This is a genomic window from Pseudomonas botevensis, from assembly GCF_019145475.1.
GTDB lineage: Bacteria > Pseudomonadota > Gammaproteobacteria > Pseudomonadales > Pseudomonadaceae > Aquipseudomonas > Aquipseudomonas botevensis.
The window spans coordinates 1-16,735 of record NZ_JAHTKI010000032.1; the positions used below are offsets into that span (position 1 = coordinate 1).

Below are 16,735 nucleotides of genomic sequence, written 5' to 3' on the forward strand. Positions count from 1 at the left end.
GGACTTCATGCTCGTGCAATGGCGCCACGACCACCAACCCCTCCACCTCTGCCCCACCCTGCGACTCTTCGTTCACCGCCAGCCACGCCTGCAACTGCATCGGCTCGTCAAACAACCCCGGCAACGCCACCAGGCCACGATCAAACTGGCTCATGTACATCGGCAATAACCCGATGCAGGCGCTGCAGCGGATCATTTCCAGCATCAATTCGTAGGACTGCATCTGCACCACCCCGGCCAGGCGTTGGGCGACGAGGTCGTTCCAGGGGCGGAAGCTGTCGATCTGGTGGTCGTGGCGCCATTGCACGAGCATGAAGTCCGCGAGGTCGTCGGTGCTGTCGGGGCGTGCGGTGACGCGGGAGTAGCGTTTGGCGATGTGGGGCAGATAGTCGATTCGGGCCAGGCGTTGCGGTTCGCTGGTGGCGAAGGTCGGGCCGGGGTTGGGGCTGTCGCCGTGGGCCAGCCACAGGACGATGTCGGCGCTGACGGCGCGCAGGGCCAGTTCGCTGTCGAGGGCGATGATTTCCAGGCGCACGCTGGCGTTGCGCCGCAGCAGTGCGATGAGGTCGCGGCCGAGGATGTCGTGGAGGATCGATTCGGCGACGGCGAGGCGCACCAGCGGTTGTTCGATCACCGGCAGTTTGCGTTCGTGGGCCAGGGCGATCAGTTGCGCCTGGAGTTGCTGGCCTTCGCGGGTCAGGCTCAGGGCGCTGCCCTGGAAGCTGAACAGAGTGTGCTTCAGTTGCTGTTCGAGTTGCGCCAGTTGTTTGCGCAACAGGGTCGATCGCACATTGAGGCTGCGCGCCGCCTGCATGAAACAGCCGCACCGGGCGCTGACCAGGAAGTATTGGGCCACTTCGCTGTCGAGGGTCGCGGCCTGGGCCAGCCAGGGTTGGCTTTTGTCCTCGGGGGCGCGGTAGTCGGGGCTGCTCTGTCGGCCTGCGGGTTCGGTGAATGACATCGATGACTCCCTGTCGATCTTTGTTGTTTGGCGGCTTCCGGTGCTTGGAGCATTTTCAGTCTGTTGGCGCTTTCCTGTGGGAGTCGGGCTTGCCCGCGAAGGCGCCGGCACTTTCAGCCTTTTCGGTGCCTGACACGCCGCTTTCGCGGGCAAGCCCGGCTCCCACAAGTGCCGGGGCATTTCATCACTCCGGATTACTGCTTGCTCTCCAGCACTTTGTTGAGTTCAGCGCCGTCGATGCTCAGGGTCGCCGTGTTGAGCATGCCGTCGAGGTAGGCCTGGGCGATTTGTTCCTGGCGTTGATTGCGCAAGGCCTGGGTCAGTTGGTCGCGCAGTTCGTCGAGGGTCGCGGCGCGCGCCGGTTGTTGTTCGGTGAGTTTGATCACATGGAAGCCGGCGGCGCTTTGCACCGGGTCGGAGACGGCGCCGACTTTCAGCCGCGCCACCGCGCCCCGGACTTCCGGCACCAGTTGCTGCAACGGTTGCAGACCGGTATCGCCACCGCGTTCGGCAGTCACACGATCCTGAGAATACTGGGTTGCCAGTGCGGCAAACTCCCCCGGCGCGGCCTGGGCTTTTTTACTCAGTTCCGTCGCCTGTTTGCGCACCGACTCCAGACTCTGGGCATCCGCCACGCCAAGGAAAATCTGGCTGACGCGGTACAGCGCCGGGGTCTGCCAATTGGCTTTGCCGGCGTCGTAGGCCTGCTGCAATTCAGCGGCGCTCGGGTAGTCCGCCGGCACCTGGCTGACCGAGCGCAGGTAGTCGCGGAACACGATTTGCTCGGTGGCCGCGCGGGTCTGCCGGGCGACGTCGGGGCGCTGCGCCCAACCCTGGGCGTCGGCCTGTTCCAGCACGGCTTTCTCCGCCAAGCGCGCGCGAATCCAGCGCTCCAGCGCCTCACGATTGCCGCGCAGTTGCTCGCGGCTCGCCTCGGGCAGCGTCGCGAGCAAGGTCTGCAATTCTTCCGGCGACACCTGCTGATTGCCCAACCGCGCCACCGCAGGCCCGGCACTGGCGCCTACCACCGGCGCCGGTTGCTGAGCGGCGACCGGGTCGCTGCCCGGTCGCAACACCAGCGCCGCGGCCACCACCAACAGCGCCACCGCAGCGGCGCTGATCACCATGGCAGGCTTTTTCACAGCGCGACTTCCTCTTCCTCGGCCACGGCGACTTTGGCGTTCTGCGCCTGATTGGCCTGAGTGAAGTCACGCAGGTAAACGATGAACTCCTGAAGCAGGCGATCCCACAACTCCAGGTTGCCACGCAGGTGATCGGCGCTGACCCCGGCGGCCACCACCACGTCCATTTCCATCACCAGAAACTCGCCCTGCAACGACAGCCGCGCGAAGCGTCGGGTCGCGTTCCACTGCTCGGCCACGCCGCCCGGCAACTCACCCTGCACCCGCAGCGCGCAACTGAACGTGAAGTCGACGTAGCTGCCCTGCTCCGCCACCGCCGGGTTGCCGAACCGCACGGCGTAGCCGATGCCCTGGCTGGCGCTGAGCAACTGGACGATGCCGTTCTGTTCGGTCTGGTTGACGCGATAACCGGCGGCTTGCAGGACATCGGTCAGGGATTGCGCGGATACGTGGCTGATCAATTGAGTCATGGTGTCTTCCTTGTCAAATCAGTGAGCGAGCGCCGCTCGTGGCGCATCGAATTGAGTCTTGTACAGGTCATCGCCGAAGCCCTGAGCCAGTTCTTCGAACTTGACCCGGGCGCTGCCCGCGAAGGGCTGGCGGATCTTCATCACCTCGGCCACGTCGATGTTTTCGTAGGCAGTGAGGATCTGCTTGGCGACGCCGTACATTTGCTGATTCTTGACTGAACATTGCTGCACTTGTGTGTCACGTTCAGCCAATTGCGCCTGAAGCTTAGACCGTTCTGCCTCTTTGGCACGGGCCATGACCAGCAGATCGTCATAGGCCTTCTTGAACTTGCCGGTCTGCTCGTTGCTGGCCGCCACTTGCGCCTGGGCCTGGCTGTGCAGGCTCTGTTGCTGGCCGGCCAGTTGCTCGGCGAGGCCTTTGGCCTTGGCAAGTTCAGCGGTCAATTGCCTGATCTGCGCCTGCGCGGCCTTGGCCTCGTTCTGCGCCGCCAGTTGCGCGGCGCTGGCCTGGGCCTGCTGGCTTTGCAAGGCCTGCAACTGCTGGGTGGTGCTGCGCAACTGGGTGCGCAGACGCTCTTCCATGCCCTCGGCGCTGGCCCCGGCGGCGATCAGCATTCCCAGCCCGAGCAAGAACAATCGCGTATTCATCAGACTCTCCCGGCGCCTCAGAAGCGCGTGTTGATCTCAAGCTGCAAGACGTCGATGTCGAACGGCGCGCCGTACACCGCTTCCGAACTCAGCCAGCGACCGGTGGCGTAGACGTTCTTCGCCAGACCGTAGTTGCCGCCGAGGAAGTAGCCCTTGGCGTTGGTGCCGCCGAGGTGGAACGAGGAGTCGTTGAAGCCGTCCGGCAAGGCATCCGGCTGGATGTACTTGTAGCCGGCGAACAGGTTCCAGTCGCCCTGCTTCTTCAGATCCAGCGCATTGCCGAGGGTGAATTGCACCATCCACGCGTTGGCGCCGCTTTCGATGTCGCCGCTGCTGTCGAGGTTGTTGACCAGTTGCCCGGCCGAACGCTTGCGCATGTCGCCTTCGTCGTAGCCGAGGTTGTGGATGTAGTTGCCCTGGCTACGCAATTTGAAGTCGTGCGGCAGATCGGCGTCCCACACCAGGTTCAGGTCCAACAGGTTGAACTCCGAGGCCAGGCCAACGAATTGCGGCTGCGGCGTGGTGGTCGGGTTAAGCGGGTTCGGCGTGATGTCACGCAGCAGGAATACGCTGTTGCCCTTCTGCATGAACGAGGCACGGGTGCCGTCGCTGTCGCAACCCGGCGCACCGGCCCAGGGTTCGCAAGGGCTGGAGCGCTGGCCTTCGATGTCGTCGAAGCGGTAATACGCCAGGGCGCCCTTCACGCGGTTGTTGCTGTTGATTGCCCATTTGGCGCCGATCTGCGCGCCGTACAGCCACTTGTTGTCGCTGTCTTCCTTGTCGAAGCCGTTGCTGGTGGTGGTGTCGTTGGTGTACTCCACCGGGAATGCGCCGACGGTGCCGAACACGCCCCAATCGTGACTGAGTTTGTGGTCGAAAATCGCGGCCACACCGTCGAAGTTGAGGTCGTTGGAATACAGCATGTCGGTGGACATGAACGGGTTGGCGAAACGCCCGCCGGTGAGGGTCAGTTCATCCGACGGCTTCCAGGTCAGGTAACCCTGATCGAGCCAGATGTCTTTCTTGGCGAAGCCGCCGCCGAGGGTCTGGGTGGTCGACACCGGGTTGTTGTCGGAACCGGTGCCGATGCGGATGCCGGCGGTCCATTCCGGCGAGATCACAGCTTTCATGCCCAGGCGCGCGCGCAGGCGGAACAGGTTTTCGCGGTCTTCGCGGGTGTTGAGCAACGGCGGCAGATTGGTGCTGCTGTTGGGGTTCACGTCGTACGGGCCGTTGTTGTTGAGCTTGGCGAAGTCGACGATTTCGTTGCTGTTGTTGCCCGAGTAGTAGCGCGATTCGTCACGCAGACGGATGTCGCCATCGAAGCTGATGCGCGAGGCCCAGTCCGGGAAGGTGTTGGGCGCGGCCCAGTTTTCCTGCTTGGCGGTGGCCATGACTTCAGCCTTGACCTGATCGCGGATCTGGTCGCGTACCGCCGCCGGTACGTACTGCACGCGCACATCGCCCGGTGCCGCGACCGGCCCGGCCGCCACGGCGGTGGACGCCGCTGCCTGTTTGGCCTGGGCGGCTTCGTTCTGGGCCTGGGCGATCAGCGCGTCGGCCTTGTCCTGTTTCAGAATGCCCTGCTCGACCAGCAAGCGGATCAGATTGATCGTGGCGTTTTCCGAGGGCGCAGGCGCTGCCACGGCCTGACCGACCAGGGTCGCGATGACCATGCCGACCGCCAGGGACAATCGATTCACATTGGAAATCATCTGCACACAACTCCTTTTGGCAACTCTCTAAAAATGGGGTTAACCCGGACGCCGCCCTTGCAGGGACAGGCGCACGGGCAAGGTCATGGAGGCCGGTGGCCGTTCGCTCAGATGCGGCGCGTTGCGCAGCGCTGCGATGACGTTTGAATCGATCTCGGGGTTGCCGCTGGACTTGACCAGCTCGACCCGGGTGATCTCGCCCACGCTGCTCAGCCACACATCGGCTTGCAGGGCAAACGCGAGGTTGCGCAGGTCCGGGTTCTCGCGCAGCAGCTTCTGGAACGTGAACGCGAGGAACTGGCTGTAGGTGCCATTGCCCACGCGCCCGCCACCGGAACCGGCCATGCCGCCGCCCTTGCCCGCACCGATGTTGAAGGCGTCGCTGCCGCTCTGGGCGTCGCCGTCCATTTGCATCGGGTTGGCCAGATCGTCAGCCGGCGATGGCGGTGCTTCTTCCTCGGGCTTGACCTCTTGCGGTTCGGGCGTCGGTTCCGGCTCGACGATTTTTTCTTCCACCGGGGTTTCCGGCTCCGGCGGTTTTTCCGGCGGCGGAGGTGGCGGTGGTGGCAACGGAATGATCGTCGGCACTTTCGGCGCTTCACGGCGCACGCCGCTCATGTCGTTGGCCCACTGCCACAGCAGGTAAGCGGCGAGCGCGCCGAGCAGCAGCCCGGCGCCCCACTTCACAAAGCGCAGGGGCGACTTCTTCACCGGCAGTGGCTCGATCGGCAGTTGTGCGGTCATGGTTCAGCCCTGGGTCGGTTTGCCGGTGACGAGACCGACCTGGGACAGTTCGAGCCGGCGCAGCAGATCCAGCACTTCGATGACTTTCTGGTATTGCACCGTGGCGTCGCCGCGCACGATCACCGGGAAGTCCGGGTTTTGCGCCTTCTCGATGCGCAGGCGCTCTTCCAGCTCCGCCAGGGTCACCGGGTAGGCATCAAGGAACACCTGGCCGCCATCGTTGACCGAAATCGCCTTGGTCTTGGCCTCCGACAGCGACACGGCGGCGCTGGCCTTGGGCAGGTTGATCTGAATCCCGGAGACCTGCGCGGTGGCGGTGAGGATGAACATCACCAGCACCACCATCAGTACGTCCACTAGTGGCGTGATGTTGATGCTGTCCACCGCTGCATCTTCATCATCGTCGTGGGAGGCATTTACGGACGCCATGTCGATGCTCCTCAGGCCGGTACGGAGTGGTTGGCGTGATGCCCGCGCGGATGCGCCGCTTCACTCGATTGGCCTTCGCCGTGCATCTCCGCCAGACGGGTGATGAACTCGTCGACGAACACGCGCATGTCGGCGCTGACCTCTTTGTTGCGGGTAATCAGCCGGTTGTAGCCAAACAGCGCCGGGATCGCGACGAACAGGCCCATGGCGGTGGCGAGCAGCGCGGCGGCCATGCCGGGGGCGATGGCGTTGATGTTGACGTCGCCGGCCATGGCGGTGCCGAGGAACACCACCATGATCCCCAGCACGGTGCCGAGCAGGCCGATGTACGGGCCGCCGGCGATGGCGTTGGACAGGGTCGAGAGTTTCGAGCTGAGGGCCTGGTTTTCCCGGGTGCGCACGCCGTCCATGGAGCAACGGATGGCCTCGATGGTCGCCGCCGACACCGACGAAGTGTCGGCGCCCTGCTCGCGACGGGTGCGGATCTCCTTGACCGCCACCTGGTACAGGCGCCACAGCGGCGAATGCTGCAAGCGCTGGGCGAGTTGCGCGTCGTCGGCGAACATCTCCAGGCGGGTGCCGACCTTGGCGAACTGCGTGCGGAAATCTTCGTTGGCGGCGCTGACGCGGCTGAGGGTGCGGTTCTTGCGCAGCATGATGATCCACGACTGGAACATCATCAGCACCAGCACCGCAATGATGACCCAGGCGTCCACCGGCACCGCGTTGAGCAGGAAACCAAGGCTGCCGAAACCGAAGCCCGACTGTTCTTCATCGACGCCGTAAGTGACCAGTTTCGACTCGGCACCCTGGGAGGTGGCGTCGGCCAGCAACAACGCGGCCGGACGCGCGACTTTCGACAGGCGCAGTTCATCGATCGCGCCCACGAATGGCTGGTAAGGGCCGGCGGCCAGGTCACCGCCGATCGCCAGCACCGAATTGAACGCCGGCATCGCCTGTGCCAGCGCCACGCTTTCGCGGCCGTTGAGGTACAGCGTGACCTTCGCGCCTTCGGCGGTCAGCGCCAGGTGTTGCCATTGGCCGGGGTTCAGCGCCTGGGTGGCGACCGCACGCTGGCCGTCGATTTCCACGAAGGGCACGCCTTGGTTGAGGCCGACCAGCAAGCTGTTGGCGCCTTCGCGGCGGGCCAGGATCAGTTGCTCGCCGTTGGCCTGATCCAGTCGCAGCCAGGCACTGAAGGTGAAGGCGCTGCCGGCGTTGTGCTGCAGCGACGGACTGGCCGGCAACAGCAGCGGCTGGCCGCTGAACTGCAAGGCGCGACCGATCACGCCGTCAATCGCCGCGCCGGTGGCGCTTTGTGCGGTGTTGCCGTAAGCGGTGGTGTCTTTGGCCGGGGTGCCGGTGGCGCCGTCGAAGTGGTAGAGCGCGGTGTAATTCGGATCGAACGCCAGTTGCCCGTTGCCGGTGGCCGGGGCTTTCTGGTTGCCGTAGTACATCCAGATATCCTGGCGCTGACCGCCCTCGACATTCGGCACGTCGACCCAGATCAGCGCCATGCCCATCAGCGCATCGAAGCTTTCGATCTGGTGATTGAGCACGGTCTTGTCATCGGCGGCGACGAAGCGCAGGTCCGAGCCGTCCTCCTTCACCCCGTCGAAGGTGAAATTGCCGGTGTGCAGACGCACCAGCAGCGCGGTGCGGCCAAGGGCCTGATTGATCCCGGCGCCTTGTGGCGTGGTGTCGACGGTGATCTGTTTGCGGTAATGCCAGTCGTCCTGCCACCAGGCCTGGGCCGTGGCCGGGAGCACGAAGCCCAGGCAGATCAACAACGAAAGGAAGAGGCGCTGCATGAAACGTGCTCCTTTAGAAAGTGGCTTGAAGGTTGAAGTGCAGGCGCGATTCCTGTTTCGAGGTGTTCGGCCCTTCGAGCAGCGGGTAGCCCCAATCGAGGCTGCCGGACAGCCATTTGCTCAGGCTCGCGCGGGTGCCGAGGCCGACGCTGGCGAGGGCGTAATCGGCGTCCTGATCCGGCAGTTCGTCGCGCAGGTACAGTTGCGCGCCTTCGGCGAAGGCATAGAAGCGCCACTCCTGCATCCAGCCGCCGACGTACTTGGCCAGTGACGGGGTGCGCAGCTCCTGGCTCAACAGGTAGCCGTCATCGCCGGTGCGCTCGGCGGCCAGATAGCCGCGCACCGAGGTCGCGCCGCCGGCAGAAAATTGCTCGTTGGACACCAGCGGCCCGGAGGCCAGCTGGAACGCGGCTTTACTCGCGCTCTGCCAGTCGTTGTCGAAGGTCCAGGTGAAACTGGTGTCGCCCTTGACCACGGCAAAGCTCGGGTTGGCGCGGTAGCGCTTGTAGTCGAAATCTTCGTCGGAGCTGCCGTAGCCGAAGATGCTGCGGGTGGCGGCGACCAGGCTCAGGCCGAGGCCGAGCTGGCTCTTTTCGGTGTAGCGATAGCCGTTGTAGGCGAAGGTGAACGGCGCGTACTTGAGCGGCACCTTGTCGCTCTCCCCGGCCAGGGTCAGGCGTTCGTCGAAGTCCTTGAAGTCGATGCCCGCCGACAGCGAGTTCGACCAACTGCCGCTGGACGGCAAGGTGTAGATCGCCGACACGCCGTAGGAATGGCCCTTGCCCAGCACGTTGCTGCCGCCGATGGTGGCGACGTTGCTGTCGGACTGGTAACCGGAGAATTGCAGGCTCCAGCGATCGGTCAGCGGCGCGGTGTAGGAGCCCGACCAGACCTTGGCGTTGTCGGTGTCCTGGGGCGCGGTGAAGTAGGTCAGGTTGATGCTGTGGCCGAGCTGCCAGAGGTTGTTGTAGCCGAGGCTGGTGACGGCACGCAGTTTCTCGGTGTCGGCGCTGTAGTCGTTGTTGAGGCCGACGCTGGCGGTCCACGGGTTCTGGTCTTCGACCTGCAGATCGACGTCCATGGTGCCGGGGCGCTGACCTTCGCGCACCAGCGGCATGACCTGGCGACCGGGGGTCTTGTTGAGTTGCGCCAGTTCGCCCTGGACCTTGGCGAAATCCGGCACCTCGCCTTCCTTCAGGGCCGGCACGTTGTCGCGGATGTCCAGCGGCGAATAGTGTTTGGCGCCGACCACGCGCACCCGGCCGACCTCGGTTTCGCTGACTTGCAGGTAGACGATGCCGTCGGCCACGGCCTGTTCCGGGAGTTCGACGAACACCGACTGGTAGCCGCGTTCCTGATAGGCCTTCTGCAACGCATCCCGCGCGCCTTCGATGTCGCTCAGGGCTTTTTGCGGGCCGAGAAACGGGTACACCGCCTCTTCGATGGCCCGCGCGTCGAGCACGGTGTTGCCGCGCACGAAGTATTCGTTGACGTCCACCAGACGCGGCGGCACGGCGGCCTCAACCGCTTCTTCGGCAATCGCAGGCTGCACGCCGGCCGTCACCAGCAGCCAGCCCCACAGCGCCAGCCGTGACGTGAAAATCTGATCCACACTACCCCCTGAATTCGCGATGACCTGATGGCGCTCGAACGCCTTGTGTGTTCGTCGATGACGGCGGTTAGTTGCCGGTTGCCGCCGGGCCTGCGTGCTTGCCCAGCCACGTGTGCAGCAGCGCGAAGTTCAAGGAGAACTCGGGCATTTGCAGCAAGGCGCCGCAGAACACTTCGCCGATGATTTTCTGGATGAGCTGCACCGCACGCGGGTTGTTGAGCAGCGTGGCGATGTCTCGACTGAGGACGTTGAAGCTCCAGACTTTCTGGTTCAGGCCCAGGCCGACGAACCAGCGGAACAGCAGGTTGTAATTGAGCTGTTCGTAGAGCTGCTGCTCGCTGGGCACCGAATACAAAAGTTGCAGGAGCAGGATGTGCATGACCGTCTGCGGGGCGATCAGCATGCCGGGCTGGGCGTCGAGGTCGTGCAGGATGTCGCGGTGGGCGTCGAGCAAATCGTCGATCTGCGGACGCAGCAGCACCAGCGAGTGGCCCGGTGGGATGTAGCTGGACACTTCTTTCAAGGCGCCCTGCCAGTCATCCTGCGACACGATCCACACCCACGGCGCGCCGTAGCGATACACCGAAACCGGCTTCTTGCGCGCGGCCTCGACGATCTTCGACAGGCGTTGATCGAGTTCCTGCATGCCCACTTTCGAGTAGCGTTCCATAGTCCCCATTGCCTCACTCCCGGCGTCCCGCCTCGGCTTGTAAAAAGCGGCCCCAAGGCCCCTCAAGCGCGTTACATAGGCATGACCGGCGCGGCGATGTGCTACCGAACTTTTGTCATAAAAGCTTCATTACCGAAGGGGTGAAGGTGAGCGTTCGTATTTCAGATCGCAGCCCCCTCACCCTAGCCCTCTCCCGGAGGGAGAGGGAACCGATTGGGGGATATTGGCGAAATCCGCCGACCTGAAAAGTCATCTTTGAATCCATAAGCGAGCCGCTCGCTCAGGTCGATATACATCGCCAGACACCTCGGTCGGCCCCCTCTCCCTCCGGAGAGCCAATGGAGGAAAATCCAGAAAATTCGTCGCCCTGAAACCGCTTTGCTGAATCCATAATCGACACGGTCGCTCAGGTCGATGTACATCGCCAGACGCCTCGGTCGGCCCCCTCTCCCTCCGGAGAGGGCTGGGGTGAGGGGTAGTGATTTCAGGGTCAGGCATAGACCGGCCAGGTATCAACGATCCTGCCGCCCCGTACCGCCAGCAAATCGCCGAACTGCAACAGCACGGCTTCGGTCTGGGTCGGCCGCAAAAACACCTGGTCTTCCACACTCAGCCCCACGGCACTGGAGCCATTGACCATCTCCTGATTCGAACTGCGCCCGTAAACGCCATTGCTTTGAAGCCCCGGCGGCGATTCAAACTCAGCCATCCAGTTGCCGCCATAGATGAAAAAAGTCTGGCGCTGGTTGGCGTCCCACCACGAAAACAGTTTCGATTTGTCATCCAGCGCCGGAATGTTCACCGCCCCCGTGCTCTTCAGCACCGGGGTCGCGATGTAAGCGGCAGGCTCGTGCTCGACCAGTGACGGCAAGTCGTAATGGGTCGGTTTGAGCATCGCCGTGCCCACCGAAACCTCCGTACTCAGGCGCTCGTTTTCATGCATGCGATAGCTCGGACTGCCTGCGGTGTTCAGGCACAAGTCTTCGCGCCACAACGCCGGAAACTGCTGGCGGGTGAAGTCGACGCAGCGCTGATAAATCACCATCACCTTGGCGAACAATTCTTCAGGCGAGCCGAGAATCCCCGGCACGCCCATGCCCACGAACGGGTCGTAGCCCATGAACCCGGCGAACTCCAGATGCTGCGGGTTGGCGCCGATCAGCGTGAGCATCTGCCCCAGCACATTCAGGTCGCTGACCCCACCGCGATGCAGGCCGACATCCAGTTCGATGTTGATCCGCATCCGCGTGCCCAAGCCCTGCGCGAGCGCCAGGTATTGCTGCAAACGTTCAGGACCATCGAGCAGCCATTGCAGTTGCTTCGACGGATCGAACGGGCCTGTGTGGGTTTGATAAAACAGCTGCGCCGAACGCACCGGCAGCGGTTTGCCGAGCAGGATGTCGGACTGCGGAAACGTCAGCGCATCGTGGTTGAGAAACGGCTGATGAAACGACATCAAGCGCTGCGTCCCGGCGCGTTGGGCGATGTAGCTCAGCAACCCCGGTGCCGGCAGCGACTTCTCCACCAGACGCAGCTGCTTGCCGGTTTTCTTGATCGAGCGCACCACCACGGCGATGTTGTGATCGAGGCGATCCAGATCGATCAGCAACACCGGGCGCATCGGCCCCTTGTCCTTGAGTTCGCGATTCAGCCCACGGAAGTAATCGCTGTACGGCCCGCCGCGATCCCCCGGCCGCAACCATGCGCCAACCCCGAACAACAGCGCGCCGACACCCAATGTCCCGAACAGAAAATTGCGTCGATTGACCGCCATCAGCTCACCCCCAGAATCGATGACAGATGCGCATTGAGAAACTTGCCGCTCGGGTCGAGGGCCTGGCGCACCTGAATGAACTCCTGCCAACGCGGGTACAGGGTCTGCAGGGTTCTCGCGTTGAGCGTGTGCAACTTGCCCCAGTGCGGACGACCGTTATATTTCCAGAAGATCGGTTCGATGGCGGCGAAAAAGTTGTGGTGATCCATCTGGTAATGCTGGTGGACCGAAATCGAACAGCTGTCGCGACCCTCGAACATGCTCAGGGGAATGTCGTCGGCCTTGACGTAGCGGTACTCGATGGGAAACCAGGTGCGCAGGTCCTTGTCCTGAATCAGCTTGAGAATCTCCCGCAGGCAGGCCGGGCCGTATTCTGCCGGGACTGAATACTCCATCTCGTTGAAGCGCACGGTGCGCACGTTGGCGTAGACATCGAACGAGTCGCCGACCCGATCCTCGAAGCTCGCCAGCAGCCGCAGACTGTTGAGCAGGTGGCGGCGCAGATCGGGGAAATCACTGCCGTACTTGTCGATCTTTTCGATCAGGGTCACGAACTCGTTGCCGCCCTCCTCTTCAGGGCTGATCGGCGGCGTGGCCGGGTCGTCGGTTTCGTTGAGGGCGATGGACAAGGCGTAGTCGGAATGGGTGACGACAAGCATTTCCCAGTGCTGGTTTTCCGAAGTGTTCTTGTCCAGGTCTTCGAGCAGCTCTTCGGTTTTGGCGATCCACTGACGCTCGCGCAGACGATAAGCCGGGCGGTTTTGCAGGCGGATTTTGCTGGCGACTCCGAGCGCCCCGAGGGACACCCGCGCGGCATTGAACACGTCGGGATGGCGCTGGCTGTCGCAGTCGAGCACGTCACCGTTGGCGGTCACCAGTTGCAGACCGCAGACGTGCGCCGAGTAGGACTGGAAGGTCTTGCCGGTGCCGTGGGTCGAGGTGGAAATCGCGCCGGCGAGGGTCTGGTAGTCGATGTCGGCCATGTTCTGCAAGGCCTGGCCGATGTCCTTGAGCGGCACGCCCATGCGCGACATCGGGGTGCCGGCGGCGAATTCCGCTTGCAGGGTTTTCGGATCGTGATCGAGCAGCCCGCTGAAGTAACTGAGGGACAGCAACGTACCATCGGTGGGCACCAGGGCGCTGAAGGAATGCGCCGAGCCGACCGGGCGCACCTTGCCCGGTGCCTGGCGGATCACGCTGGTCAACTCGTCAAGATTTTTCGGCGCGAGCCGTGCGGCGGGCTGGCAACTCTGCCCGCCCGACCAGTTGCGCCACGGAATCAGCCGGGGCGCGCGTAGCAACTGGCCCAACGCCGGAGTCGCCGCCAGCGCGCTGAACGCCCCGACAATGCTTGCCCGCTGCAACAGCTGCCGGCGTGTCAGATCTATCGGCATGCCAGGCTCCTTATTGTGGGAGGGGCTGGTCGGCCATGAAGCCGATCAACTGGAGGAACTGTTCTTCCGAGCACTCCACGCACTGGCCCATCGGCGGCATGCCGTTGTAGCCGTTGATGGCGTGGTCGAGCAGCGTGTCGGTGCCCTGCCGCACCCGTGGCTCCCAGGCCTTGCGGTCACCGGTGAGCGGCGCGTTCGCGGCGGGGTTGGCGTGGCAGAGCTGGCAACTGTTGGCGTAGATCTGCGCCAGGGCCGGGTCGGAGGGTGTGGCGCTGCTGGCGACGCCGTTGGCGGCTGGGGATTTGGCCTCATCGCCGCAGCCGGGCAGCGCCATCGACAGCGCCAGCAGTAAGGTGAACGGGAATGCCCGCATAACGATCCTCGCGTGGGATACCGCTTATTGTTGTGATCACACCTTAAGGCAGGCGCGCCAGCGGGTTGAGGGCAATGCGGGACAGTGAGGGGGGCTTCGGGGGCCAGTGGAGGTCCTTCGAACGGCCACCATGGTTTTCATCCGCCCCTCAGCGCTCTGTTCCGCGCCTCCGGGTGACATTCGCGTGACATTTGCCGGGTTAAATTCCAGCGCATTCAGGCGTATAACCTGTACAGACTTTCCAATCTGCACGCCGACATCACACACGGGGTAGCGACATGACCACAGCAAACATCCTTGGCAACCTGTTCCCTTCTGTCAGCGACATCCCGGAAAAATACCGCCTCGACGGCCAGATCGAACAACGCGACTACCTGGTCGACGGCCAGTTGCGCCGCTGGGACGGCCCGCTCGCCACGGTGCGCAGCCCGGTCTACCTTCAGGGTGAAAACGGCGAAGAACAGGTCATCCTCGGCAGCACCCCGCTGCTGGATGCCGACACCGCCCTCACCGCGCTCGACGCCGCCGTGCGCGCCTACGACCGCGGTCAGGGTCTGTGGCCGACCATGCGCGTGGCCGAGCGCATTCAACACGTCGAAGCGTTCCTCGGACGCATGCGCCAGCAGCGCGACGCCGTGGTGAAACTGCTGATGTGGGAAATCGGCAAGAACCTCAAGGACTCGGAAAAAGAGTTCGACCGCACCTGCGACTACATCGTCGACACCATCAATGCCCTGAAAGAACTCGACCGCCGCTCCAGCCGCTTCGAGCTGGAACAGGACACCCTCGGGCAGATCCGCCGCGTTCCCCTCGGCGTGGCGCTGTGCATGGGGCCTTACAACTACCCGCTGAACGAAACCTTCACCACGCTGATCCCGGCGCTGATCATGGGCAACACCGTGGTGTTCAAACCGGCCAAGCTCGGGGTGTTGCTGATTCGCCCGTTGCTCGAAGCCTTCCGCGACAGCTTCCCCACCGGCGTGATCAACGTGATCTACGGCAGCGGCCGCGAAACCGTGAGCGCGCTGATGGCCAGCGGCAAGATCGACATCTTCGCCTTCATCGGCACCAACAAGGCCGCCAGCGACCTGAAGAAACTGCACCCGAAACCGCACCGCCTGCGCGCCGCCCTCGGGCTGGACGCGAAGAACCCCGGCATCGTCCTGCCCGAGGTGGACCTGGACAACGCGGTCAGCGAAGCGGTGACCGGCTCGCTGTCGTTCAACGGCCAGCGCTGCACGGCGCTGAAAATCCTCTTCGTGCATGAGGATGTGGTCGACAGTTTCATCGAGAAATTCAACGCCAGACTGGCCGCGCTCAAACCCGGCATGCCGTGGGACAGCGGCGTGGCGCTGACGCCGCTGCCGGAGTCGGGCAAGGTCGACTACCTGCACGGCCTGGTCGATGACGCCGTGAGCAAAGGCGCGGAAGTGGTCAACCCGAATGGCGGCGAATCCCGCGCCTCGTTCTTCTACCCGGCGCTGCTGTACCCGGTCACGCCGCAGATGCGCGTGTACCAGGAAGAGCAGTTCGGCCCGGTGGTGCCGATCGTGCCGTACCGTCACCTCGATACCGTGATCGATTACGTGCTGGAGTCGGATTTCGGCCAGCAACTGAGCATCTTCGGCACCAATCCGGTGGCGGTCGGCCGGCTGGTCGACACCTTTGCCAACCAGGTCGGGCGGATCAACCTCAACGCCCAGTGCCAGCGCGGCCCGGACACCTACCCGTTCAACGGCCGCAAGAACTCCGCCGAAGGTACGCTGTCGGTACACGATGCGTTGCGGGTGTTTTCGATCCGCACCCTGGTGGCGACCAAGTTCCAGGACAGCAACAAGGATCTGATCAGCGAGATCATTCGCGGCCGGGACTCGAACTTCATCGCCACCGACTACATCTTCTGAGGAGAAACCGCCCCTGAGTACCTTCAGCCCCCACCGCTGGCCACCACTGTTGCGGCGGATTTTGCGCCCGCTGCTGGACCCGTACCGCCGCTACCGGCATGCCCGGCTGATCCACGCGGTGCGGGTGGCGCTGGGGTTGCTGGCGACGATCCTGCTGACCACCGGCATCAACCTGCCCCATGGTGAATGGGCCTCGGTGACCATGCTGGTGGTGATCGGCGGTCTGCAACACCACGGCAACATCGGCAAGAAGGCTGCCGAACGCGCTATCGGCACCTTGATCGGCGCCGGTGTCGGACTGCTTCTGGTGGCGCAGCAGGCATGGCTCGGCCTGCCATGGCTGACCTATTTCGCGATGGCGGTGGTCTGCGGATTTTTCTCGTACCACGCCATCGGCAAGGGCGGCTACACCGCCCTGCTTTCGGCGATCACCGTGTTCATCGTCGCCGGCCATGGCGACAACCCGATCACCGACGGTTTGTGGCGCGGGGTCGACATCCTGATCGGCATCGCCCTGGCCTTGGCCTTCTCTTTCGCCCTACCGCTGTACGCGGTGTATTCGTGGCGCTACAACCTGGCCGATGCGCTACGCGACTGCGCCACGTTGTATGGACGAATCATCAGCGGCCAAGCGGTTGCCGCCGATGAACACCTGAAACTGATGGGCCGCTTGAACGCCATGCTGGTGCAATTGCGCTCGCTGATGCCGTCGGTGTCCAAGGAAGTGAAGGTGTCGATGACCGAACTCGACGCGATCCAGCGCAACTTGCGGATGTGCGTCAGCACCCTGGAAATCCTCGGCAACACCCGCCCGGACGCCAACGATCCCGAAGCCATGGCCCACCTGCAATCGGCGCTGAACGCCGAGCACCGGCAGATCCGCGTGCAACTGATCGGCATGGCCCGCGCCTTGAAATCCGGAGCGACCCAACGTCTGGGACGCCCCATGGAATTGCCGGATGCCGGTCTCGATGCACCGGTCTACAGCGCCCTCGACGGTTATCGTTTGCTGACCCGGCAACTGGCGGCGAACATCGGCGAGATGCGCCAGCGCCTGGCAAAAACCGCGCCGCGCTGGAACATCTGAG

General features: G+C 63.7%; 15 protein-coding genes. 2 read left to right on the plus strand and 13 right to left on the minus strand.

What is annotated here, in order from left to right; all coding sequences use genetic code 11:
• The 13 genes from KVQ74_RS26880 to KVQ74_RS26940 all read right to left on the minus strand — a co-directional run.
• Positions 1 to 961 (minus strand): LysR family transcriptional regulator (locus tag KVQ74_RS26880; protein ID WP_217834406.1); only part of this gene is annotated, 961 nt, incomplete at its 3' end.
• 194 nt (positions 962 to 1,155) lie between these two features.
• Positions 1,156 to 2,103 carry a peptidylprolyl isomerase gene (locus KVQ74_RS26885; RefSeq protein ID WP_217834407.1) on the minus strand — a complete coding sequence of 316 codons (948 nt, stop codon included), beginning with the start codon at positions 2,101 to 2,103 and terminating at the stop codon, positions 1,156 to 1,158.
• Entirely contained in the window at positions 2,100 to 2,573 is a 474-nt protein-coding gene (locus KVQ74_RS26890; protein ID WP_217834408.1) for a YbjN domain-containing protein, read from the minus strand. Before KVQ74_RS26890 ends, KVQ74_RS26885 begins: the two co-directional genes overlap by 4 nt.
• Positions 2,574 to 2,591: 18 nt before the next feature.
• The gene (locus KVQ74_RS26895) at positions 2,592 to 3,221 is read right to left on the minus strand and encodes a DNA repair protein (protein WP_217834409.1); all 630 of its coding nucleotides are present in this window, start codon (positions 3,219 to 3,221) and stop codon (positions 2,592 to 2,594) included.
• A gap of 17 nt (positions 3,222 to 3,238) precedes the next feature.
• On the minus strand, positions 3,239 to 4,936 hold the full coding sequence (locus KVQ74_RS26900) for a putative porin (RefSeq protein ID WP_217834410.1): 1,698 nt from the start codon (positions 4,934 to 4,936) through the stop codon (positions 3,239 to 3,241).
• A 39-nt stretch (positions 4,937 to 4,975) separates the two neighbouring features.
• Complete coding sequence (locus KVQ74_RS26905; RefSeq protein ID WP_217834411.1) at positions 4,976 to 5,680, minus strand: energy transducer TonB family protein; 705 nt, start codon at positions 5,678 to 5,680, stop codon at positions 4,976 to 4,978.
• 3 nt (positions 5,681 to 5,683) lie between these two features.
• Positions 5,684 to 6,109: an ExbD/TolR family protein gene (locus KVQ74_RS26910; protein ID WP_217834412.1), complete on the minus strand. Its 426-nt coding sequence runs from the start codon at positions 6,107 to 6,109 to the stop codon at positions 5,684 to 5,686.
• A gap of 11 nt (positions 6,110 to 6,120) precedes the next feature.
• Positions 6,121 to 7,920 (minus strand): DUF2341 domain-containing protein, encoded by a 1,800-nt coding sequence (locus KVQ74_RS26915; protein WP_217834413.1) that lies wholly within the window; start codon positions 7,918 to 7,920, stop codon positions 6,121 to 6,123.
• A gap of 13 nt (positions 7,921 to 7,933) precedes the next feature.
• Positions 7,934 to 9,532: a ShlB/FhaC/HecB family hemolysin secretion/activation protein gene (locus tag KVQ74_RS26920; RefSeq protein ID WP_217834414.1), complete on the minus strand. Its 1,599-nt coding sequence runs from the start codon at positions 9,530 to 9,532 to the stop codon at positions 7,934 to 7,936.
• Between the two features lie 67 nt (positions 9,533 to 9,599).
• Positions 9,600 to 10,211, minus strand: a complete 612-nt coding sequence (locus KVQ74_RS26925; RefSeq protein WP_217834415.1) for a transposase — start codon at positions 10,209 to 10,211, stop codon at positions 9,600 to 9,602.
• Between the two features lie 481 nt (positions 10,212 to 10,692).
• Positions 10,693 to 11,901 carry a DSD1 family PLP-dependent enzyme gene (locus KVQ74_RS26930; RefSeq protein WP_217834455.1) on the minus strand — a complete coding sequence of 403 codons (1,209 nt, stop codon included), beginning with the start codon at positions 11,899 to 11,901 and terminating at the stop codon, positions 10,693 to 10,695.
• 74 nt (positions 11,902 to 11,975) lie between these two features.
• A complete protein-coding gene (locus tag KVQ74_RS26935; protein ID WP_217834456.1) occupies positions 11,976 to 13,304 on the minus strand; it encodes a D-arabinono-1,4-lactone oxidase in 1,329 nt (442 codons plus the stop codon).
• A 76-nt stretch (positions 13,305 to 13,380) separates the two neighbouring features.
• Positions 13,381 to 13,743 carry a c-type cytochrome gene (locus KVQ74_RS26940; protein WP_217834416.1) on the minus strand — a complete coding sequence of 121 codons (363 nt, stop codon included), beginning with the start codon at positions 13,741 to 13,743 and terminating at the stop codon, positions 13,381 to 13,383.
• A 278-nt stretch (positions 13,744 to 14,021) separates the two neighbouring features.
• Between KVQ74_RS26940 and KVQ74_RS26945 the strand changes: the two genes are divergently transcribed.
• A complete protein-coding gene (locus KVQ74_RS26945) occupies positions 14,022 to 15,647 on the plus strand; it encodes an NADP-dependent glyceraldehyde-3-phosphate dehydrogenase (protein ID WP_217834417.1) in 1,626 nt (541 codons plus the stop codon).
• A 46-nt stretch (positions 15,648 to 15,693) separates the two neighbouring features.
• Entirely contained in the window at positions 15,694 to 16,734 is a 1,041-nt protein-coding gene (locus KVQ74_RS26950; RefSeq protein ID WP_217834457.1) for an FUSC family protein, read from the plus strand.
• Position 16,735: the final 1 nt, after the last annotated feature.